The sequence below is a fragment of the Flavobacterium rivuli WB 3.3-2 = DSM 21788 genome (assembly GCF_000378485.1).
GTDB classification, from domain to species: Bacteria; Bacteroidota; Bacteroidia; order Flavobacteriales; family Flavobacteriaceae; genus Flavobacterium; species Flavobacterium rivuli.
Window position 1 is genome coordinate 479,563 of sequence record NZ_KB899966.1, and the last position, 22,427, is coordinate 501,989.

25 protein-coding genes are annotated in these 22,427 nt (G+C 38.9%); 15 read left to right on the top strand and 10 right to left on the bottom strand.

Annotated features, from left to right (window positions below; translation table 11 throughout):
• The first annotated feature begins 46 nt into the window (after positions 1-46).
• The 6 genes from F565_RS0102355 (at position 47) to F565_RS0102380 (ending at position 7,580) form a co-directional block, all read left to right on the top strand.
• Entirely contained in the window at positions 47-718 is a 672-nt protein-coding gene (locus F565_RS0102355; RefSeq protein WP_026299839.1) for a YciE/YciF ferroxidase family protein, read from the top strand.
• A 79-nt stretch (positions 719-797) separates the two neighbouring features.
• Positions 798-1,454, top strand: coding sequence for a DUF6766 family protein (locus tag F565_RS0102360; RefSeq protein ID WP_020211586.1), 657 nt, complete (start codon positions 798-800; stop codon positions 1,452-1,454).
• A 31-nt stretch (positions 1,455-1,485) separates the two neighbouring features.
• Entirely contained in the window at positions 1,486-2,643 is a 1,158-nt protein-coding gene (locus F565_RS0102365; protein ID WP_020211587.1) for a zinc-dependent alcohol dehydrogenase, read from the top strand.
• Between the two features lie 106 nt (positions 2,644-2,749).
• The gene (gene ku / locus F565_RS0102370) at positions 2,750-3,535 is read left to right on the top strand and encodes a non-homologous end joining protein Ku (RefSeq protein WP_026299840.1); all 786 of its coding nucleotides are present in this window, start codon (positions 2,750-2,752) and stop codon (positions 3,533-3,535) included.
• Between the two features lie 5 nt (positions 3,536-3,540).
• On the top strand, positions 3,541-6,342 hold the full coding sequence (gene ligD, locus F565_RS0102375) for a non-homologous end-joining DNA ligase (RefSeq protein ID WP_020211589.1): 2,802 nt from the start codon (positions 3,541-3,543) through the stop codon (positions 6,340-6,342).
• Between the two features lie 29 nt (positions 6,343-6,371).
• Entirely contained in the window at positions 6,372-7,580 is a 1,209-nt protein-coding gene (locus tag F565_RS0102380) for a S41 family peptidase (protein ID WP_020211590.1), read from the top strand.
• A 51-nt stretch (positions 7,581-7,631) separates the two neighbouring features.
• Here the strand turns inward: F565_RS0102380 and yajC are convergent, their stop codons facing one another.
• The 4 genes from yajC to F565_RS0102400 form a co-directional block, all read right to left on the bottom strand.
• Positions 7,632-7,925: a preprotein translocase subunit YajC gene (yajC, locus tag F565_RS0102385; RefSeq protein WP_020211591.1), complete on the bottom strand. Its 294-nt coding sequence runs from the start codon at positions 7,923-7,925 to the stop codon at positions 7,632-7,634.
• A 13-nt stretch (positions 7,926-7,938) separates the two neighbouring features.
• Positions 7,939-8,415: a DUF1573 domain-containing protein gene (locus F565_RS0102390; protein ID WP_020211592.1), complete on the bottom strand. Its 477-nt coding sequence runs from the start codon at positions 8,413-8,415 to the stop codon at positions 7,939-7,941.
• Between the two features lie 19 nt (positions 8,416-8,434).
• On the bottom strand, positions 8,435-9,379 hold the full coding sequence (nusB, locus tag F565_RS0102395) for a transcription antitermination factor NusB (protein WP_020211593.1): 945 nt from the start codon (positions 9,377-9,379) through the stop codon (positions 8,435-8,437).
• Positions 9,380-9,468: 89 nt separating this feature from the next.
• On the bottom strand, positions 9,469-10,572 hold the full coding sequence (locus F565_RS0102400; RefSeq protein ID WP_020211594.1) for a Glu/Leu/Phe/Val dehydrogenase dimerization domain-containing protein: 1,104 nt from the start codon (positions 10,570-10,572) through the stop codon (positions 9,469-9,471).
• 197 nt (positions 10,573-10,769) lie between these two features.
• On the opposite strand from F565_RS0102400, the gene F565_RS0102405 reads away from it, so the two are divergent.
• Together F565_RS0102405 and F565_RS0102410 are read left to right on the top strand one after the other, a co-directional pair.
• Positions 10,770-12,530 (top strand): ABC transporter ATP-binding protein, encoded by a 1,761-nt coding sequence (locus F565_RS0102405; protein ID WP_020211595.1) that lies wholly within the window; start codon positions 10,770-10,772, stop codon positions 12,528-12,530.
• Positions 12,531-12,599: 69 nt separating this feature from the next.
• Positions 12,600-12,977 carry a PUR family DNA/RNA-binding protein gene (locus F565_RS0102410; RefSeq protein ID WP_020211596.1) on the top strand — a complete coding sequence of 126 codons (378 nt, stop codon included), beginning with the start codon at positions 12,600-12,602 and terminating at the stop codon, positions 12,975-12,977.
• Between the two features lie 175 nt (positions 12,978-13,152).
• Here the strand turns inward: F565_RS0102410 and F565_RS0102415 are convergent, their stop codons facing one another.
• From F565_RS0102415 to F565_RS0102435, 5 genes are all read right to left on the bottom strand, one after another.
• Positions 13,153-13,485: a tRNA-binding protein gene (locus F565_RS0102415; protein WP_020211597.1), complete on the bottom strand. Its 333-nt coding sequence runs from the start codon at positions 13,483-13,485 to the stop codon at positions 13,153-13,155.
• A 134-nt stretch (positions 13,486-13,619) separates the two neighbouring features.
• Positions 13,620-14,552 (bottom strand): peptidylprolyl isomerase, encoded by a 933-nt coding sequence (locus tag F565_RS0102420; protein ID WP_020211598.1) that lies wholly within the window; start codon positions 14,550-14,552, stop codon positions 13,620-13,622.
• Positions 14,553-14,662: 110 nt separating this feature from the next.
• On the bottom strand, positions 14,663-14,995 hold the full coding sequence (locus F565_RS21070; protein WP_316931032.1) for an SRPBCC domain-containing protein: 333 nt from the start codon (positions 14,993-14,995) through the stop codon (positions 14,663-14,665).
• Between the two features lie 103 nt (positions 14,996-15,098).
• Positions 15,099-15,476, bottom strand: coding sequence for a DoxX family protein (locus F565_RS0102430; protein ID WP_020211600.1), 378 nt, complete (start codon positions 15,474-15,476; stop codon positions 15,099-15,101).
• 5 nt (positions 15,477-15,481) lie between these two features.
• A complete protein-coding gene (locus F565_RS0102435; RefSeq protein WP_020211601.1) occupies positions 15,482-15,985 on the bottom strand; it encodes an SRPBCC family protein in 504 nt (167 codons plus the stop codon).
• A gap of 224 nt (positions 15,986-16,209) precedes the next feature.
• On the opposite strand from F565_RS0102435, the gene F565_RS0102445 reads away from it, so the two are divergent.
• The 4 genes from F565_RS0102445 (at position 16,210) to F565_RS0102460 (ending at position 19,129) form a co-directional block, all read left to right on the top strand.
• The gene (locus F565_RS0102445; protein WP_020211603.1) at positions 16,210-16,659 is read left to right on the top strand and encodes a DUF1569 domain-containing protein; all 450 of its coding nucleotides are present in this window, start codon (positions 16,210-16,212) and stop codon (positions 16,657-16,659) included.
• Between the two features lie 66 nt (positions 16,660-16,725).
• The gene (locus tag F565_RS0102450) at positions 16,726-17,772 is read left to right on the top strand and encodes a TlpA family protein disulfide reductase (RefSeq protein WP_081621300.1); all 1,047 of its coding nucleotides are present in this window, start codon (positions 16,726-16,728) and stop codon (positions 17,770-17,772) included.
• A 115-nt stretch (positions 17,773-17,887) separates the two neighbouring features.
• The gene (trmD, locus tag F565_RS0102455; RefSeq protein ID WP_020211605.1) at positions 17,888-18,562 is read left to right on the top strand and encodes a tRNA (guanosine(37)-N1)-methyltransferase TrmD; all 675 of its coding nucleotides are present in this window, start codon (positions 17,888-17,890) and stop codon (positions 18,560-18,562) included.
• Between the two features lie 18 nt (positions 18,563-18,580).
• Complete coding sequence (locus tag F565_RS0102460; RefSeq protein ID WP_154652515.1) at positions 18,581-19,129, top strand: hypothetical protein; 549 nt, start codon at positions 18,581-18,583, stop codon at positions 19,127-19,129.
• Between the two features lie 47 nt (positions 19,130-19,176).
• Here the strand turns inward: F565_RS0102460 and F565_RS0102465 are convergent, their stop codons facing one another.
• A complete protein-coding gene (locus tag F565_RS0102465; protein ID WP_020211607.1) occupies positions 19,177-20,202 on the bottom strand; it encodes a threonine aldolase family protein in 1,026 nt (341 codons plus the stop codon).
• A 56-nt stretch (positions 20,203-20,258) separates the two neighbouring features.
• On the opposite strand from F565_RS0102465, the gene prfB reads away from it, so the two are divergent.
• The 3 genes from prfB (at position 20,259) to F565_RS0102480 (ending at position 22,222) form a co-directional block, all read left to right on the top strand.
• Positions 20,259-21,357, top strand: a protein-coding gene (prfB, locus tag F565_RS0102470; RefSeq protein ID WP_154652516.1) for a peptide chain release factor 2 whose coding sequence is annotated in 2 segments (ribosomal slippage) — positions 20,259-20,321 and positions 20,323-21,357 — 1,098 coding nt in all. Because the reading frame shifts where the segments join, the coding sequence is not laid out codon by codon here.
• 88 nt (positions 21,358-21,445) lie between these two features.
• The gene (locus tag F565_RS22240; protein ID WP_020211609.1) at positions 21,446-22,003 is read left to right on the top strand and encodes a DUF6934 family protein; all 558 of its coding nucleotides are present in this window, start codon (positions 21,446-21,448) and stop codon (positions 22,001-22,003) included.
• A 33-nt stretch (positions 22,004-22,036) separates the two neighbouring features.
• Positions 22,037-22,222, top strand: a complete 186-nt coding sequence (locus tag F565_RS0102480; RefSeq protein ID WP_020211610.1) for a hypothetical protein — start codon at positions 22,037-22,039, stop codon at positions 22,220-22,222.
• Positions 22,223-22,427: the final 205 nt, after the last annotated feature.

Consider the following 22,427-nt stretch of genomic DNA (forward strand, 5'->3'; position numbering starts at 1 on the left):
CAAAAGGCATAAACACAATTCTATTAATCAAATATAAACTAACATTATGGCAACAACAAAAACTACTGCAAAAAGTACTAAGAGTACTCCGGCAGCAAAAAGCACCACTACAAAAACTACGGCTGCCAAAACAACTGCAGCAAAATCATCTACCACTACTAAGGCAGCTTCTACATCCTCAAGAGGTGTTGTAAAAGCAAAAGCAAGCGCTGCCGAAGGTTTAAAAGAATTGTTTGTAGACAGCCTTAAAGACATTTACTGGGCAGAGAAAGCTTTAGTAAAAGCATTGCCTAAAATGGCTAAGAATGCAGAAAACGAAAACCTGATTGCAGGTATTAATAACCACACTACCGAAACTGAAGAGCAAATTGCACGCTTAGAGCAGGTATTCCAGATCATTGGAGAAAAAGCTGTAGCAAAAAAATGTGAAGCCATGGACGGGCTTCTTAAAGAAGGCCAGGACATTATGGAAAGCACAGAGCCGGGCCCGGTGCGTGATGCAGGTATTATTGCCGCTTCGCAAAAAATAGAACATTATGAAATTGCAACGTATGGCACACTATGCGCATTTGCAAAAACATTGGGCTATGACGATGCAGCCGAAATATTGCATACTACTCTTGGCGAAGAGAAACAGGCTGATATAACACTAACAGAGGCCGCTTATAACACCATTAATTTTGATGCTGCTGAAGCAGATGAAAATGAAGTGGAGTAATTAACAGCAGCATTGTTGAAAATGGGGTTTAGTTTTTTAAACCCCATTTTTTGTATAAACCTATTACATAAACCTTGCAATGAAAGATTTTTTAAAAAACAACAGCCTCTCGCTTACTTTTCTTTTTCTTTTTATTGCAACTCTGGCAGCACAGGTATATTTTGGGCTTCAGGAATATACTAAAGAGTTACTGGAAGATGGTGGCGCTACCGTTAGCCTGTTGCAATACTTTACATCGGGGCATTTTGTAGAGTCTACATTTGAAAACTGGGAAAGCGAATTTTTGCAAATGGCTTTATTTGTAGTACTTACCATTTTTTTGAAACAAAAGGGATCATCAGAATCAAAAAAATTTGATGGTACAGATGAAGTAGACCAACAGCCCGACCCTAATAAAAAAGGTGCACCGTGGCCGGTAAAAAAGGGTGGCGTTATAGTAATACTATATAAACATTCGCTCACTATTGCTCTTTTACTGCTGTTTTTAATTTCTTTCATATTACACTTTTACGGTAGCCTTGCCGATGAAAACACCCAAAACCAACTTAAGGGCAAAGTAATAACTACCGCCGCAAAATACATTACAAATTCAAGGTTTTGGTTTGAGTCGTTCCAGAACTGGCAAAGCGAATTCCTTTCGGTATTTGCAATAGTGGCATTATCAATTTATTTAAGGCAACAGGGCTCTCCACAATCTAAACCTGTAAATGCCCCGCATGATGAAACCGGCGAATAATAAATAACAATCAACATAAAAATTATATTCTATGAAAGCATTAGTATTTCACAAACCAAAAGATGTGCGCGTTGATAACGTTGACGACCCTATTATTGAAGAGGCGGGAGATGTAATTTTAAAGGTTACATCTACAGCTATATGCGGCAGCGACCTGCACATATATAATGGTTACATACCGCAGCCCCACAGCATGGTAATGGGCCATGAATTTATGGGTATTGTAGAAGAAGTGGGCAGCGGCGTAAGCAAACTTAAAGTGGGCGACCGTGTGGTTGTACCCTTTCCTATCTCCTGCGGAACCTGTCATTTTTGCAACATGAGCCTGCCTACGCATTGCGAAAACTCGAACCCCGAAATGTATGGCCCCGAAGGTGGGCTTGCCAAAGGTAAAGGTGGTGCGCTCTTTGGCTATACAGATCTTTACGGTGGCTACAGCGGCGGTCAGGCAGAGTATGTGCGTGTACCGTATGCTGATTTTGGCCCGCGCAAAATATCTGATAACCTGACAGATGACCAGGCATTGTTCCTTACCGATATTTTCCCTACAGGATGGAGCGCCATAGACTGGGCAGAACTTAAAGGTGGCGAAACCGTTGTGGTTTTTGGCTGTGGCCCCGTAGGTATAATGGCAATGAAATCGGCATGGTTGCGCGGTGCCGGCCGCGTTATTGGCGTAGACATTTTAGACTACCGACTTGAAAAAGCAAGGCTTACCGCCAATGTAGAAACTATAAACGGTAAAGATGCAGATGCTGTGGAGGTTATTCGTAACATGACCGGCGGCTACGGTGCAGATGTTTGTGTGGATGCGGTGGGTATGGAAACAGAACATTCATTCTGGGCGAGTGCTAAGAACCTTATTCAGGGCGAAATGGGATCGATGATGACCCTGCAACGTTGTTTTGATGCTGTGCGCCGTGGTGGTACGGTAACCGTTGTGGGTGTTTATGGTACGCCGTTCGATAACTTTCCGCTACATCAGTGGTTTGATAAAGGTATTAAGCTAAGAGGCGGCCAGGCACCGGTGCATAACTACATAGACCATCTTATAAATTTGGTTGAAACCGGTAAAGTAACCCTCGAAGATGTAATTACACACAAGGTTGCACTTAGCGACGCTGCAAAAATGTACGACATCTTTAACAAGAAAGAAGATAACTGTGTGAAAGTAGTATTAAAACCTTAGTACACAACAGTTATAATAAGTAATTTTAATGAGCGGTAACCTTTTAGGTTATCGCTTTTGTTGGCTAAAAGAGCCGGCATTTCGCAACACCAAAAAACAAAAAAACATGAAGGCAATCTGGAAAGGGAGTATTAGTTTTGGCCTGGTAAACATTCCCATTAAACTATATAGCGGCACAAATTCGCACAACATAAACCTCGACATGATAAGGCAGAAAGACAAATGTGCAATACAATATGTGCGCGTTTGCAAAAAAGACGGCCAGGAAGTGCCATGGGACGAAATTGCGAAAGGTTACCGTAAAGAAAATGGCGATTATGTGGTTATCGACAAAAATGATTTTGCCAAAATAGCCCCGGAAAAAACCCAGACCATAGATATTTTTGAGTTTATTAAGGAGGAGGAAATTCCATCTAAATATCTTGAAAAACCCTATATCGTTGAGCCATCTAAAGAATCTAAAAAAGTGTATGCCCTGCTTAGGGAAGCACTTAAAAAATCAGAGAAGGTGGGGCTTTGCAAATTTGTAATGCGCACCACCCAACACCTTGGTATCCTTAAGGTGGAAGAAGATGCCATATTGCTGATACAAATAAGGTTTAACGATGAGTTGCGCGACCCCGAAGAGGCAACCCTCATCCCTACCGATGTTACAATATCTAAAAAAGAACTGGATATGGCTCTCACCATTATAGACCAGCTTACAGATACTTTTGACCCATCTAAATATAAAGACACTTACAAAGAAGAACTGATTAAAATGATAAAGGCTAAGGCATCGGCCAAAGGAAAAGAAAAACCGGAGCCTGCCCCGCGAAAACGTAAAACTGCTGCAGCTAAAGACGATTTGCTCGAACAGCTAAAAGCCAGCCTTGCCGCTATTAAAAACTAAATGCTATGCCTAAACTATCTGAATATAATAAGAAAAGGGACTTTAATAAAACTGCCGAGCCTAAAGGTACAGTAAAAAAGGGCGGTAAAGAACTCCGATTTGTGGTGCAGAAACATGCTGCCTCACACCTTCATTATGATTTCAGGTTAGAGATAGACGGCGTGCTGGTAAGCTGGGCCGTGCCAAAAGGCCCCATTGCAGATACATCGGTTAAGCGCCTGGCAATGCATGTGGAAGACCACCCTATGGACTACATTGATTTTGAAGGTACTATCCCGAAAGGCGAATATGGAGGTGGTACCGTTATGGTTTGGGATACCGGCACTTACCTTGCCGAAGGCATTGATAATGTTGCCGACAGCGAGAAGGTACTGCGCAAAATGTATAAAGAGGGAAATATTAAAATTGTGATGAACGGCAAAAAGCTAAAGGGCTCTTACCACATTGTGCAAATGCATGGCAGGGAAGAGAACTCCTGGCTACTGCTTAAAGGCAAAGACGAATATGCCGATAAAAAAGATTTCGACCAAACATCGGTACTTACTGGGCGCACACTTGAAGAAATAGGCAAGGATAAAAAATCAGATGTTTGGGAAAGCAACCATGACGGTAAAACGGAAACTAAAAACCCAAATAAAATTGATTTAGAAGAAGTTGCTGATGCTGTTGAGCAGCTGAAAACTGATTCTGAGTCCAAAAAGAAGACTGCGACTGAGACTGAGACTTCCCAAACTTTCACTGCCGAAGATGTTGCAGATGCCAAAAAACTTGACGAATTTCCAACTAACTGGCTGCCGCAGTTGGCTACCCTTGCCGACGAAGTTTTTGATAATGAAGATTGGATATATGAAACCAAATATGACGGCTACCGCGCTATTATTGAGGTTAATGATGGCGATGTAAATTTGGTTTCCCGTAACGGAATATCATTTAACGACAGATATAAACCTTTGGTGAAAGCTTTTGATGCGATTACTAACGATGTAATTCTTGATGGCGAAATTGTTGTGGAGGATACTAAAGGCATAAGCCATTTTCAGTGGTTGCAATACTATGCTGATAATCCTGACCGTGGCACCCTGAAATGCTACGTTTTTGATATTTTATATTTTAATGGCTTCGACCTTACTTCGCTCGAACTGGTTCAGCGCAAGCGGATACTGGAGGCATTGTTACCACAATCTGACCAGATAATCTATTCTGGGCACATTAAGGGAAAAGGCAGCAAAGCACTAAAGGAAGTTGAGCAAAAAGGTGGTGAAGGCCTCATAGCTAAAAAAGCATCGTCTAAATACTACATAAATAAGCGTAGCAAAGACTGGCTTAAAATAAAGATAAGCAAAGAGCAGGAAATGGTCATTGGCGGCTTTACAGATCCTAAAGGGTCGCGCACTGCTTTTGGCTCGTTATTATTAGGGTATTATGAAGATGGTAAACTGATATATTCCGGTAAGGTAGGTACGGGCTTTAACGAAGAGTCATTAAAAGATATTTACGAAAAACTTACTGCCTTAGAGCAAAAAACTTCTCCATTTAGTATTAAACCGAAAGAGCCCGGCGCTCATTGGATTAAACCCGACCTTGTTGCGCAAATAAAATACAGCGAATGGACAGAGACCAACAGCCTGCGCCATCCTGTATTTATGGGATTGCGCACAGATAAAGACCCTAAAGATGTGATAAAGGAGATTGCCGGCCCCCTAACCCCCGAAGGGGGAAATTTGGAGGCTGAAAAAACAACGAAGAAAAATGCTGTAAAAAAAGCAGATAAAGTAAAGCCTGCCAAAGCTGATTCGGACAAAAAACCTGCTAAAGAAACAAAAACAAAAACTGCTGAAAAAGTAATTGAGGAAAAAACGCCAGCAAAAAAAGCAGCAGCCAAAACCAAAAGCACCTCTAAAACTATGAAAAGTAAAGCGGGATATGATACAGAAAAAGTAGAAGTTACGCATCCCGAAAAGATATTCTGGCCAAAGGAAGGATATACAAAAGGCGATGTAATTGCATATTATAATGAAATGGCTGACTATATTTTGCCATATATAAAAGACAGGCCAGAAAGTATGCGCCGCACCCCTGATGGCATTGTGAAGGAAGGTTTCTTCCAGAAAAATGTTGCGGGTATGGTTCCTGATTGGGCACAGACCGAAAAGATACATTCAGATTCCACCAAAGAAGATATTGAATACCTGATTTGTAACGATAAGGAAACGCTGATATATATGGCGAACCTGGGTTGTATAGAGATAAACCCGTGGAGCAGCAGGGTTGGCACTCTTGACAATCCTGATTACATAATTTTTGACCTCGACCCTAACAAGACAACGATTGAAAACCTTGTTACCACGGCTAAAAAAGTAAAAGAAATACTGGACAGCCTTAATATAAAAGGGTATTTAAAAACATCGGGCGGTAAAGGGTTGCACGTATTTATCCCTATAAAGCCCAAATATACCTATGAGCAAAGCCGGGATTTTTCGCACATAATAAGCCAGGCAGTAAACGCTGCCCTGCCCGATATTACCAGCCTCGAGCGTATGCCTAAAAAGCGTGAAGGCAAAGTATACCTCGACTTTTTGCAAAATGGTAAAGGCAAGACTATGGCCTGTGCATATTCGCTTCGCCCACGCGAAGGAGCCACCGCAAGTGCACCTTTAGAATGGGACGAGTTGGATGATACCTTTGACCTTAAAAACTACAACATTAAAACATTACCTAAGCGTGTTAAAGAAAAAGGCGACTTGTGGGAGGGATTCTTTAAAGATGCTTTAGATTTAGAAGAGGTGCTGAATAAGCTTTCGCAATAAATCTATTACTATATTTGTAAGAAAAATAAATGCATACCAGCTTTAAAAAACTTACTTTACTTACACTGTTTGCCACCTGTTTTACAAATGGAGTTACTGCCCAAAATAAGTATGAACCGGTTTTTTTGGAATTTTGGACCGACTATAAAGACAATTATGCTTATTTTGAAAAACAAGGTGTTGACTGGGATAAGGTTAAAGCAATATATCAACCGTTAGTTAAAGACATTACAACTAACGAAGATTTTATACGCTTTTTAGAACGTGTTACGCACGAGCTGCATAATGGGCATGTTACTTTAAACACCAACCTTTACACATCTAACAGGATAATACCCAGTGGCGAAGATGTGTTTGCAGAGAAAACAGGCAACCGTTTTTTTATTACCGATGTTCGTAAAGGAAGCAAAGCTGAACTTAGCGGCCTGAAACCGGGAATAGAAGTTGTAAAATTTAATGGCAGGGCAATTACAGAACAATTAAGCCAGTTTTTGCCTAAATACACAAATGTTTATGACGATAGCATGTATGCCTACGCTTTAAATATGCTTTTAGCAGGAACATACGATAAGCAGCGGGAGATTACAATATTCGAAAATGGTGTTGAGAAAACGTATTTACCTGACCAATATACCATCAACAATATTATGAACCATAATGTAGAATATCAAGTACTGGAGGGCAACATTGGCTATATAAAAATTAATAATTCGCTTGGAGATAATAGCGTTATCAATGAGTTTGATGATGTTTTAGATAAGCTTATGAATACCAAAAGCCTAATTTTAGACCTGACAGAAACTCCCGGTGGTGGCAATACTACTGTGGCACGGGGTATTATGGGCAGGTTTACAGATAAGGCACTACCTTATCAAAAACACCGGATAGATGAAAAAGAATACGGCACTGTAAGAAGTTGGGTAGAATATGTATCTCCGCGCAAAACCATTTATAAAAAGAAACTTACCGTTATGGTGGGCCACTGGACGGGCAGTATGGGCGAAGGCATTGCCATAGGGTTTGATGCCATGAAACGGGCAAAAATTGCAGGTACTAAAATGGCTGGGTTATTAGGTGCCATTTATTCTTTTAAAGCAAAGGATACTAATGTAGGGTATTCTATCCCGGCTGAAAGCATGTATCATGTAAATGGTACACCACGCGAAGATTTTGTACCAAAATACCTCACTAAAAACGGAGAAGAAACATATAGTAAAGCACTTAAATTAGCACGATAGAAAAAGCCCCATCCGCGACAACGGTGGGGCTTTTTGCTTCTTTAAAAAAAATTATGCTTTTAATGCAGGAGCAGTAACTTTTTGAGTAAGTTCCGGCGATATAGCCGAACGCTCAAATTTAATCCTACCGGCCATAGTTTCTATAACTACAGTACCTTCGGCAAGCTCAGCAATTTTGCCGTGTATGCCGCTTTTTGTTACTACCTTATCGCCTGTTTTAAGGTTGCTTTCAAATTCTTTTTCCTGTTTAGCCTTTTTTTGCTGAGGCCTCATCATAAAAAAGTAAAATACTATTATAACTCCAATAAAAGGCAAAAACTGCCCCAATGCTCCAAATTGTTCCATTATATAATTTTAATTAGTGAGATGCTGGTGTTACCCCTATTCCGGCCGATTCTATATTTGCTTTAAAGTCTACAGTCTCGGTACCTTTTTCTGTATTAAGCGTAAGGGTTACTGTTTTAGAAACGCTACCGCTTTTACCTGTAGAGTCGAATACTACGCTAACCTCTCCGGTAGCTCCTGGTTTTACCGGCTCTTTAGTATAATTAGGCACTGTACAGCCGCAACTTGCTTTAGCATCGCTTATTATAAGGTCGCCGGTACCTGCATTAGTAAATTTATAAGTATAGTTTACCTTTTCTCCTGCTTTTATATTACCAAAATCGTGAGAAGCATTTTCAAATTTTATAACCGGCAATTTACCACCTTCGGCATGAGCAATTTCTGCTTTTTTAGCAGTTGCATCGTCTATGGTTAATGCAGCATTTTCTTTTTTGCATGATGCCAGTGCTAAAGATGCTATTGCAAGCATGGCTACAGTTTTTTTTAACATAATTAAAATATTTATAGTTTTACATTAAACCTCTTCCGGTTTTTATAAGCTTATTATTGGTTTGGTAATCCTTGATAATATTGTCCAGGATTCCGTTTATAAAAATACTACTTTTTGGTGTACTGTACTCTTTAGCTATTTCAAGATATTCATTTATTGTAACCTTAACAGGAATAGACGGGAATTTTAAAAACTCGCATATTGCCATTTTAAGGATTATAGAGTCAATCTCAGCAATCCTGTCGGTATCCCAGTTAGGTGTCTTGTCAAGGAATTCTTTGGCAAGTTCTTTATCATTAAGAATTGTTTTCCTAAAAAGGTCACGAACAAAATCCTTATCGTCGCTATCCTTATAAATTTTAGGAACAAAAAAGGCATCGCGCCCTTCGGGCGTTATTTGAGATAGCTGCTTGCTTATAAGGGTATTAACAACCGGTATATCATCTACCCAGGTAAGCTTGTGGTCTTCCAGGTATTCGTATAACTTATCGTTAGGGGCAACAACCTCTGTAAACAAATCGGTAACAAACTGCCTGTCTTCCTCATAGTTGTTAACGGTAGTCTGCATGTACTTTTCATACACTTCGCTGGCTTTTACAGCCTCCAGCAACAGTAGAATGTAATCGTCGTTTTTAGTCCAGTTATCAATCTTATTTTCAGCCATTGCAATACTAAGCGGATTGCTTTCTGCCAATAGGCGCAGCACGGCATTATTGATAAACTTTTTGTTAGGGTTACGTTCCTGTGCGGTTGCAAGGTGCTTTTTTTGCGATTTTTCTATAAAATCTTCTTCGCTGTTTCTCAGCTCTACCAGTGCAGAAACCATAATTAAGTACAGGTCGCGAATATTCTCTATACTGTTTAAAAGAAATTTCTCTTCCTTTTGCAGGTCATCTGAATTGTTTTGGTGCATTGCGTAGATAGATTGCATCACCTTTACCCTGATATGTCTTCTGTTTAACATCCGCCTTTAAGAACTTTTTAAAATTAACAAGGCGAAAGAAAAGATTTCTTTCGCCCTGCAAAATTAAGAATATTATTTTTTTAAGCTAATTATTTAGCTGTTTCTTTTTTCTTGTCGTCAATTCGCTTTTGTGCAATTTGCATTGCAGCCTGCTGCGTTGTAATATTATTAGTATCAGCAAAATGGAAAATCTCTAACGTAGTGTTATAAATATTCTCTGTCCTTCTAAGGGCTTCGGCTTTATCATAACCCACAATCTCTGCATAAACATTAATAATACCACCGGCATTAATAAGGAAATCCGGCGCATAGCTAATGCCTTTTTCCATTAATATTTTACCGTGAACCTGCTCTACAGCAAGCTGATTATTAGCAGCACCGGCTATAACTTTAGCCTTAATCCTGTTAATTGTATTATCATTTATGGTTGCGCCAAGAGCACAAGGTGCATAAATATCAACATCGGCACTGTAAATATCTTCGCCGGTAAATATCTGTGCGCCATATTTAGCGGCAACAAGTTGTAATTTTTCTTCATTAATATCTGTAATCTGTACAAGAGCACCCTCTTTAGTAAGGTGGTCTATAAGCGTTTCGCCCACGTGGCCTACACCCTGTACCAATACTTTTTTACCGCTAAGATTAGAAGATCCAAACTGGTGCATTGCAGCAGCTTTCATACCCATGTAAACACCATAAGCTGTTACGGGCGATGGGTTGCCAGATCCTCCTCTGCTTTCAGATATACCGGTAACGTAAGGCGTTACATCACGTATAAGGTCCATATCCTCTGTCGTAGAGCCCACATCTTCGGCAGTTATATATTTACCGCTAAGCGAGTTAACAAACTGGCCAAAACGGGTAATTAATTCGGGAGTTTTATCTGTAGCTGCGTTTCCTATAATAACTGCTTTACCACCGCCAAGGTTTAATCCGGAAATTGCCGACTTGTACGTCATTCCCCTTGACAGCCTTAAAACGTCGTTAAGCGCCTCCCATTCGTTAGCATAGCTCCACATGCGGGTGCCGCCAAGTGCAGGGCCCAAAACTGTATTATGGATGCCAATTATTGCTTTTAAACCAGTATCTTTGTCATGGCAAAAAACAACCTGCTCATGATCATTAAACGATGGCTGGCCAAACACCGGGTCAACTTTAATAAGCTCGTTAGCCTTAATAACTTCTGCTACCATAATAAACTATTTAAATTTGAATAATAAGTCGTAAACCTAAAACAAATTTACACATTTAATTATTATAAGCCTCAAAAAAGAGATTTTTTTATGATAAGTGTAATTTACGCAAACGTTTTTTAGTAATAATTTAATAGAAATTATGCAGAACAATTAACATATTAGTCACATAAAAGACATACTTGCAAAGTTAAACCATGAAAGAATTACAGTATTTAAACAAATATTTTATCAAATATAAATTTCAATTTCTTTTAGGAATTGTTATGACTGTAGCAGCACAAATATTTGCATTATATACCATAGAACTGGTAGGCGACTCTATAAAAGAAACACAGGCATTCCTGGAAAATAACTCCATGACCGTTGATTTTATCCGCCAGAATTTAATGCATAACCTGCTCCTGATCGTAGCTACTACCCTTATAAGTGGCCTGCTTACTTTTTTTATGAGGCAAACACTTATTGTAATGTCGCGCCACATAGAATTTGACCTTAAAAATGAAGTTTTCAGGCATTATGAAAACCTTTCGCAAAGCTTTTATAAGCGTAACCGTACCGGCGACCTTATGAACCGTATAAGCGAAGATGTAAACCGTGTGCGCCAGTATGTGGGCCCGGCTATTATGTATGCACTAAACACCATTGTACTCTTTATAGTTATAATTACTCAAATGTGTATTATATCTACAAAGCTTACCGTTTTTACATTACTGCCTTTGCCTATACTTGCTTACAGTATTTACTGGGTAAGCCGCGAGATAAACAAGCGCAGTACTGCAGCACAGCAAAACCTTAGTTTACTATCAAGCTACTCGCAGGAAATGTTCTCTGGCGTGCGTGTTATAAAAGCTTATGCGCTGGAAGGCCAAAAGCAGGAAGGCTTTAAAGAATTATCGCGCGACAGCGTTAAAAAAAATATGGGACTTGCCAAGGTAAGCGCGCTATTTGGCCCACTTATGATATTGCTTATAGGTATAAGTAACCTTGTAGTTATTTATGTAGGCGGCCGCATGTATATTAACGGCAGTATTGCCGACCTTGGTACCATTGCGCAGTTTATACTGTATATTAATAAACTTACCTGGCCGGTAGCTTCTTTAGGATGGATATCGAGCATGGTGCAGGACGCCGAAGCCTCGCAAAAGCGTATTAACGAATTTTTAAAAACAGTGCCCGATATACAAAACCACAATCCGGCACATACCGCAATTTTAGGACAGATAGCCTTTAATAATGTAAGCTTTACGTATGAGGATACTAATATTACCGCCCTTAAAGATGTATCGTTTACCATTAATAAAGGCGAAACACTGGCTATACTGGGCAGGACAGGATCTGGCAAGAGCACAGTACTATCACTTATAAGCAGGCTCTATGACGCTGATGGCGGAGTTGTAACTATAGATAATAAAAATGTAAAAGACCTTAACCTGTATGACCTGCGCAGCAGCATAGGCTTTGTGCCCCAGGATGCCTTTTTGTTTAGCGACAGTATAGAGAACAATATTAAATTTGGCAAGGAAGATGCTACCCACGAAGAGATTGTTAGCGTAGCAAAAAAAGCCGTGGTACACCACAATATAGAAAATTTTACGCACCAGTATGAAACCATACTGGGCGAACGTGGCATAACACTATCTGGCGGGCAAAAACAAAGGGTATCTATAGCAAGGGCTATGATTAAAGACGCACCAATATTACTGCTGGACGACTGCTTATCTGCCGTTGATAATGAAACAGAGGAAGCTATACTTAACAACCTCATGGAATTTTGCAGGGATAAAACAACTATAATTGTAAGCCACAGGGTATCATCGGCTAAAAATGCCGACAGGATTATTATACTGGAGGATGGTAAAATTATAGAACAAGGCACTCACAACCAACTGGTAAGCCAACAGGGTTATTATAAGGAACTTTATCTTAAACAAATTTCTGAAAAAGAAATGCAGTAAAATGTTGCATTATTTACTTTTTTTTTGGATTTTTGGTAACTACATAATCCAATATAAAAGAACAGGGGTATGAGAGAACATGACATGCTGGAAAAGGAGGAAATCTTTTCTAAAGTTTTAAGGGCAGGAAGAAGAACATACTTCTTTGATGTAAGGGCTACAAAGGCCGACGACTATTACATTACCATAACCGAAAGCAAAAAGTTTACTGAAGAAGATGGTTCTTTTCATTTTAAAAAGCACAAAATTTATCTTTATAAAGAAGATTTTGTAGCGTTTAGGGAAATTCTTGATGAAATGACCAACTATGTACTTAGTAACAAAGGCGAAGAGGTAATATCTGAAAGGCACCAAAAAGATTTCAGGAAATTGTTTGGCGACAAAGACGAAGAGGTGGTGCTTACAACTACAGGTAGTTTTACCGATATTAATTTCGACGATATTTAATAGTCCTGTACACCTTACCGAAAAAATTTGAGGGTCCGAAAAACAATTGGTTTTTTGGGCTTTTTTATTTTATTTAGTTACAAAGTTTGAGGTTGAATGGAATTTGCAATAAGCAATAGACAATTAGCAATAAACAACTACAAAAACTATAGGCAACAACTACAAAGCAGTTCGACTACCCTATCCTTAAGCCGTTGTCGACTTTAAAATCAGGGGCAAGCAAAATTACATCGCCACCCTCGCCTACTGCTCCCAGCACCAGGCACTCACTCATAAATTTACCTATTTGCTTTTTAGGGAAATTTACCACGGCAACTATCTGCCTGCCTTCTAAAATTTCTTTAGTGTAACGCTTAGTTATTTGCGCAGATGTTTTACGTATACCTATTTCAGCGCCAAAATCAATAGTTAATTGGTAAGCAGGCTTACGGGCTTCAGGAAAATCACTGGCCTGAAGTATGGTTCCTACACGCATTTCTGTCTTTTCAAATTCTTCCCAGGTTAGCATAAAAAAATATATTAACTTTTAAATGTAGCAATTTAATAATTATTATAAATCAAGGCAAATATTGCAGCTAATAAAAATCAAAGGCCACCCTAAGGCAGCCTTTGATATTCTAATTCGAAATTTAAAATTCGAAATTATTTAACGTCCATTAATTCTACATCAAAAATCAATGTAGCATCCGGAGGTATAACGCCACCTGCACCACGAGAACCGTAGCCTAAGTGAGACGGAATTACAAAACGGGCTTTATCGCCTACCTGAAGTAGTGCAATACCTTCATCCCATCCTGAAATAACCTGGCCAACGCCCAATTGAAAATCAATAGGCTGCTTGCGTGTATATGATGAATCGAATACCTCGCCAGACTCTAACGAACCTTTGTAGTGTACCGATACTTTTTTACCTTTTTCAGCTTTTTTACCGTCACCTTTCTGGATTATTTTGTAACGAAGCCCGCTGTCTGTTTTATCAAAACCGGCAGCTAATTTTTCCATAGCCTCTTCAGCCTGTTTTTTACCTTCAGCAATACGTTTTTCCCTTGAGCCTTCAAATGTGCGAAATGCCTCAATAGCATTCCAGTTTTTAGCCTCATCGCCTACACGGATAATTTCAAGAGTTTCTATAACATCATCCTGAGCAATAGCATCTACCACATCCTGACCTTCAATTACATTACCAAAAATGGTGTGCTTATTATCTAACCATGGTGTAGCTACGTGCGTGATAAAAAACTGAGAACCGTTACTGCCTGGGCCGGAGTTAGCCATAGACAGTACACCCGGTGCATCGTGTTTTAACGACGGGTGAAACTCATCATCAAACTGGTAACCGGGACCACCTGTACCCCTGCCTATTGGGCAACCTCCCTGAATCATAAAATCAGGAATAACACGGTGAAATTTAAGTCCGTTATAATAAGGTTTACCTTGTGGTTTCTGGTCGTTTTCAAGATTACCTTCAGCCAGTCCTACAAAGTTACCTACTGTTCCGGGCGTTAAGTCATGAGTAAGCTTTACAACTATAGCTCCTTTATTAGTATTGAATTTTGCGTAAATTCCGTTTTCCATTGTATTGAATTTGTTTTGTAAGGTGCAAATTTACGAATAATTTTTTAACTCTATTTAGGTTGCTGTCTTAATGAAAATGTAAATTATATGCTCCTAAAATAGTGTTGATATTAAAGACTCTCGGTATATTTTTTAAAGTTATCTAAAATGGCCTGCCAACCTTCGCGCTGTAACTCTTCGCTATTTACAGTTTCGGCTTCAAAGGTTTCGGCAATATGCGTTTCATTACCCGTATCGGTAAATTTAATTTTTACAGTACGCCCGTCGCCAAGTGTGTAAGCAATGAGTTTATTAGTTTCCACTTCATCATACACGCCTTCGAAATCAAAACCAAAACTACCGTCTTTAGCCTCCATTCGAGAAGAGAAAGTACCAGCCACGCGCAGGTCGTTTTCAGCCTTTGTAGTATGCCAGTCGTCTGATGCAAAACTCCATTTTACAATGTGTTGTGGTGCCGTCCAGCTTTCCCATACCGTATTTAAGGTGCATTTACAAAAGCCTCTACAGTAATTTTTGTTTTACCCGATGTTTCCATATTTATAATCGTTATTTGAAAAGTGGTTTATATTTAGCCCTGTTATCTATAATTGCCCAAATATTTATCAGCGTTAATACTAATGCTATTGGTAAACCTTCGGGTGCGTTAAAAATATTGGTAAACAGTATGCCTACCATAACCGGCAGGATAATTATAGCGCCAAGAGCCCTGTATTTATTAGTGATAAAAAGTACACCGCCTATAACTTCTATTACACCCACAAGTGGTATAAGCCAACCGATGTCACTAAAGGCAGTCATTACTTTCACGGTGCTTTCGGGCATATCTTTAGGCATGGGCATATAGTTAAAGAACTTGTTAAGCCCGGCATTAATAAACATTAGCCCAAAAAGAAGGCTTACCACAAACAGGATTTTATTTTTCATGATCGTTATTTTTTAAGTGAAATTAAAAGCTCGTCTAAATTTCTCATAGCAGCAGATAATCCTTCTTTAAAACCCATATTAATAATTGCTTCGAGTTGTGCAACATTATCAAACGAATTGGTTATCTCCACCAATGTTGTATTACCTTTATCTGTAAAGCTTACCTCCCATTTAGACTTTGGCATGGATTCGTTAACATTACCATCTTCATCGGTAAAAGCATCTACACCCACATAGCTCTTTTGAAAATCAATAGATTTATAAGTCGCTACCGACCAATGAACTTCACCATTAGGACCTTTCATAGCATAGAGCCATTGGCCGCCTACTTTAAAGTCCATTCTTTTAGTATGGGCTTTCCATGGTTTTGGTGCCCACCACTGGTCAAGTAGTTCGCTTGTGGTATAAGCATCCCAAATTAACGGCAGAGCTGCGGCAAATTCCCTTTGTATTTTGATAGTTTTATTCTCTTTATCTACAATAAAATTAAACGTTGAATTGTTGTCCATATATTGTTATTTTTAAGTTTTTATAGTTTGATCAATTCTTTTACGCAAATGTTATAGTATCAAATTTAGTAATAATATTATTATGCTCCACAGGTTTTATTTTAACAAACCGGGCAGGTTTAGGATAGCTAACCTGGGTAATAAAATACCAATGGTATATTCTATAAAAGCAATTAAAAAAATATAGCAGATTATTCTTATTTTTGCTTAAATTTAGTCCTGACATGGAAAGCTTATTCGACCCTAAGGGGAACCAAAATATATTAGACCGCATTGATAATTTATCGCCTATTACCCTATCTCAATGGGGTAAAATGACGGTAAGCCAAATGCTGCTGCACTTACAAAAACCTATAGATTTAGCGTACGGTACATTACATATTGCACCACACTGGAAAAGCTACTTTTTCGCAAAATCGTACAGGAAAAAACTTAATGACCCAAAATTATTCCACAGGGACCAGTCTACCATAAAGGAATTTATTGTTAAAAATGAACCTAAATTTGAGGAAGCCAAACTGGCCCTTAAAGACTTAGTTGCTGTTTTTGCACGCGACGGTCATAAAGCTATTAAAAATACCCGCCACCCACTTATGGGCGAAATGACTCCTGAAGAATGGGATATACTGCAATGGAAACATTTAGATTATCATTTAAAGCAGTTTGGGGTATAATTATTTGGTAATGAGCTCAATGGTTTATGCATATTTCTTATCTTTATAAGAACCAAACATGCTGCCATGAAACGTTTTTACATTCTTATTTTTATGCTATCCCTGCCGTGCATGTGCTTTGCCCAAAAAAGCATTACAGGGAATGTAGTAAATGACGATCATAAAAATGACACACTGCTATTTAAAAAAGGCAATGTGTCTCAAGCTTATTATCAGTATAAAGATCTTTCAGCAGGCGTTAAAGACGGATCATTTAAACTTAACCACTTTGATTATCCTCAACTATATTATATAGCCTGGGAAAGTGAGCGCGACAGCGTATCCTACTACATGGGAGAATATTTTCTTGAAAAAGATACAAAGAATCTTACTGTTGATACCCACTATACAGCCGCTAAAGGTGATGGCACTGCTTTTGAAGAGTATCAAAATAAGTTTTTGCCTTTTATGCTTAAAGGTACTGCCTATAAATTTGCAGACGAATTAATGCTTAATGATACGCCTTCTTTTATACAAAAGTTGAGTGCCTACACAAAGCAAAACCCTGATTCTTATTCTGCACTATGGCACCTAATAATTTTGCTCAGCGAAAAAGGCTATGGCAATGAATATGAAACCATTGCGGCACAGTTTAGTAAAACTTTAAAAAAATCGAAACCGTGGCAGGTATTAAATACCGAACTTAAACAGATCGTTATTCGGGACGGGAAAAAATTTCCGGAGATTACCCTTCAGGATGTTAACCTAAAACCTGCCAAAGTACAGCCAAAAGCTAAATATACACTGGTAGATTTTTGGTGGAGCCGCTGCAAACCCTGCCTTGAACAAGTACCACATCTTAAAAAACTGTACAGTCAGTATAATAAAAGTGGTTTCGATATTATTGGCATTGCTGCCGATAACACTACACAGACAGACCTTTGGAAAAAACGAATTACAGATAACGAAATGCCCTGGAAAAATTACCTTGATGAAAATAAGGAGTTTACCTTTAGCCAAATGATTTTTTCTTTTCCTACCAACTATCTGTTAGACGAAAATAATGTGGTGATAAGAAAGAATATAAGCCCTGAAGAATTGGAGTTATTTTTAAAAGAAAATCTGCAGGTATAAAGCAACCTGTGTTTACAATAACATGGTTTCTTACGCACCTTAATACTGCCAGTATACTGCCGTTTTGTTAAATAACTTTGTAACTTTGCGCCTTTACAATTATGATACTTAAAAAATGCGCATAGACATCATTACCGTTTTACCCGAATTATTAAGAAGCCCCTTTGAAGCCTCTATACTTAAGCGTGCCCAGGATAAAGGTATTGTTCAGGTACACGTACACAACCTTAGGGACTACAGCACTAACAAACATAAAAATGTAGACGACTACCAGTTTGGCGGTGGTGCAGGCATGGTAATGATGATAGAGCCTATAGATACTATAATAAGCAAACTTAAGGCAGAGCGCGACTATGACGAGGTTATTTACATGAGCCCCGATGGCGAAACTCTTAACCAACGCATGGCCAACAGCATGTCGTTACTGCAAAATATAATTATTTTGTGTGGGCATTATAAAGGTGTAGACCAGCGTGTGCGCGACCAGTTTATAACCAAAGAAATCTCTATAGGCGATTATGTACTGAGTGGTGGCGAACTTGCCGCTGCCGTAGTAGCAGATTCTATTATACGACTTATTCCGGGTGTACTGAGCAATGAAACATCGGCCCTGACCGATAGTTTTCAGGATAACCTGCTTGCCCCGCCTGTATATACCCGCCCTGCCGACTATAAAGGCTGGAAAGTACCGGATATTTTATTAAGTGGCAACTTTGCCAACATTGACAGATGGCGCGAAGACCAGGCTATGGAACATACTAAAACACGCAGGCCTGATTTATTGGAGTAAGTTTGTTATATTACCAATATGATATATTCAGAAATTAACAACAACAATATCCTTCTCGAACTAAGGGTGGCACCTGTATATATATTGTATAGAGTTTTGATATTGCTATTGGCACTATTGTGTACAATATTATCTATTGGTATCTTATTTTTAGGAAACGCAAATCTTTTAGGCCGGATATTAGTTGCTGTTGCTTTAGGTTTCTTTGTTGCTTTCCTGTTTAAATCGTTATTATGGAATACGTATGGCAAAGAAGTATATGAAATAAGCAAAAGTGAGTTTACATCATATAACGACTACGGCTGGTATAAAGACAAAAAAAAGACAATACCGTTACCTCAGAATTTTGAGCTCTTTTACATAGATACAGAATTTCAGAATACAACCCTACCCCTCAATGATTTAATCCAACTTCACCATAAGCGGGACTATAAACTCGTTTTTTCTGTAGATGGTACATTGCGTGAATCTGTTGTAGAACACAAAGAACAGGATATTAAACAATTCCTTATGCTTTTACCCGAATTTAGAAAAATATATCAGCCTGTAAATCTTACACCTGTATAATATTTTTCTATCAGCAACATGAAACTTTAAACTTTAAACCTAAATACCTAAAACGTCATTTTCTGGAACGCTTCCAACACATAATTGTGCATTACCTCTTTATAATCTAAATGGGTAACAATGCGCAGTTTGCCTTTACCAAGAGAGCTTATAAAAATACTCTTTTGCTTTAATTTTTCAATCAGGGCGGTTTCGCTGTATTGTGGTTTTAAAGAAAATATAAGAATATTAGTCTCTACAGGCTCTACCTTTTCTATCCACGGCAATTGCTGAAGGAAACCTCCCAGCTGGCGTGCCCTGCGGTGGTCTTCTTCAAGCCGGCCTACGTTATTTTGCAAAGCATACAGTCCCGCAGCGGCTAAATAGCCCGCCTGGCGCATACCTCCGCCAAACACCTTACGAATGCGCAATGCCTTTTTAATATCGTCATGGCTACCCATAAGCACAGAGCCTACCGGAGCACCTAACCCTTTAGACAGGCAGACCGAAATAGTATCGAACATTTGCCCAAACTGTTTGGGGTGTTGTTTGCGTGCCACAAGGGCATTCCATATACGCGCTCCATCAAGGTGAAATTTTAATTTATTCTTGGTGCAAACGTCTTTTATTTCTACAAGGTTGGGCAGGTCATAGCAGGCACCTCCACCTTTATTGGTCGTGTTCTCTATAGTTACCAGTGTGGTAAGCGGGCTGTGGTAAAAATCGGGAGGGTTAATAGCCTCTACAATCTGGTTAGCCGTGATCATACCACGATGGCCATCGATCAAACGGCAGGAAACGCCACTGTTAAACGCGGCACCGCCACCTTCATAATTATAAACATGTGCCCATTTATCGCATATCATTTCATCGCCCGGCTGGGTATGCAGTTTTATGGCAGTCTGGTTAGCCATTGTGCCACTTGGAAAAAATAAAGCCGCCTCCATACCAAAGAGCCCTGCAAGGGTTTCCTCAAGTTCTATAACCGTAGGGTCCTGTTTATAAACATCATCGCCCACCTGCGCCCTAAACATGTGCTGCAGCATTTCGTGGCTGGGCTTGGTAACTGTATCGCTAATTAAATTAATTTCCATATAATTGAAAAGTATAGCTTATTTTTGCCTTAAGCTAATACAAAACTACATTATTTATGACAAATACCGAACAAATAAAAGGTATTATAGAGCGCCTCGGAGCACTAAGGAGGTATCTTTGACATTGACAGGAAGTTAATAGAAATATCTAACGAGGAAGAAAAAACCTATGCGCCTGATTTCTGGAACAATGCAAAGGAAGCCGAACTGATAATGCAAAACCTGCGAAGCAAAAAAAAGTGGGTTGAAGGTTATGAGAAAGGCATTGCAATGGCCGAAGAGCTACAGGTACTTTACGAATTTTACAAAGAAGGCGATGTTAGTGAGGAAGAACTGGAAAACCAGAACAAACTTACCATTGCCCATATAGAAAACCTTGAGTTTAAGAACATGTTATCGGACGAAGGCGACAGCCTGAGCGCCGTAGTACAAATAACGGCCGGTGCCGGCGGTACCGAAAGTTGCGACTGGGCAGCCATGCTTATGCGCATGTACATGATGTGGGGCGAAAAAGAAGGCTATAAAATAAAGGAACTTAACTTTCAGGCGGGTGAGGTTGCCGGTATTAAAACCGTAACCTTAGAGTTTGAGGGCGATTACTCTTTTGGCTACCTTAAGGGTGAGAACGGCGTGCACAGGCTGGTACGCATTTCGCCATTTGACAGTAACGGTAAGCGCCATACATCATTTGCATCGGTATATGTGTACCCACTTGCTGATGATACGATACAAATAGATATTAGCCCTGCCGATATTTCGTGGGAAACCATGCGAAGCAGCGGTGCAGGTGGGCAGAATGTTAATAAGGTAGAGACTGCCGTAAGGCTTCGCCACCACCCTACCGGGATTATTATTGAAAACTCTGAAACGCGTTCGCAGCTTGACAATAAGACCAAGGCCATGCAACTCTTAAAATCGCAGTTGTATGAAATTGAGCTTAAAAAACGCCAGGCGGTACGCGACGAAATTGAAGCTAACAAAATGAAAATTGAGTGGGGATCGCAAATACGTAACTATGTAATGCACCCCTATAAACTGGCCAAAGACGTTCGCACACAGCATGAAACCAGTGATGTTGAAGGTGTTATGAACGGCCACATCGACGAATTCCTGAAAGCGTACCTCATGATGATGGGACAAAAAACGGAGGAGTAGTTTTTTTAAAATGTTTTATAGGGAAACCTGTGGCTGAGAAGTTGCAGGTTTTTATGTAAGATTGTGACAGCAAATAAGCCAAATAAACATGCGAGATTTAATTAATGACTCATACAATTTTGAAAAGATTGACAGTAAACCCAATAAAACAAAATATGAGTTTTTAAGCATTGGCAATAAGAAGATTCCAAAGAGAGTATCAATTACAAAATATCCACAACCTGGACTTGAACAATATTACAACTTAGGATTTGGAAATATATTTATTGTAGATGGGTTTGAAAGTATTTCTGACATGTCGCGGGATAATAATTCTGATACCGATAAAGTTTTGAAAACTGTACTTACCTGTACACTTGATTTTCTATCTGAAAATCAAGATGCAATAATTACATTTTTTGGCAATACTGCAGCCAAGCATCGGATGTACAAAACACAATTGAATAAAAATCTTGAAGCAATAAATACATTTTTTATTGTGAAGGGAGCTGTTCTGAAAGACATATATTTTTTAGAAGACGATGAAGGAAGAAAATATCCTTCTCATGATATAGATATAGACAATATTGTATATGAAATATATAATATGAGAAACAGCCCTCTATACAATTTCATAACTTTTGAATTAAAGACAGAATTAAAATAATTTTTGTAATTTTACATTGAAAAAGAAATTGTTATGAGTAATACATTGAAAAAAATTCTTGAGCAATCTGGAAAAAAAACTAAGATTCACTTTGAAGGCAAAGAGAATAGAATTGCTTTTGATGAAAATTTTGAAAAAGGCAAAATGGATTTAGCAGCTAAATTCATTGGTAACGAGAAAAACTCAAAAGCTCTTGCTGCTAAGTTAGCTGGTAAATAAATTTTTCAACATATATATGAAACCTGCAAGGCTAAAAAGTGTTGCAGGTTTTTTTTATGTATTGTAAGGTAATATGACAGAAAAGGCCGTATAAAATGAGCTTGAAGATATCCTTTCCATCTTTCATGATGGCGGAATTGTTAAGTATGATGGCGATTTGAATTTATTATAACTTACTGTAGAATGTGGTTATCTCGCTGAAAAG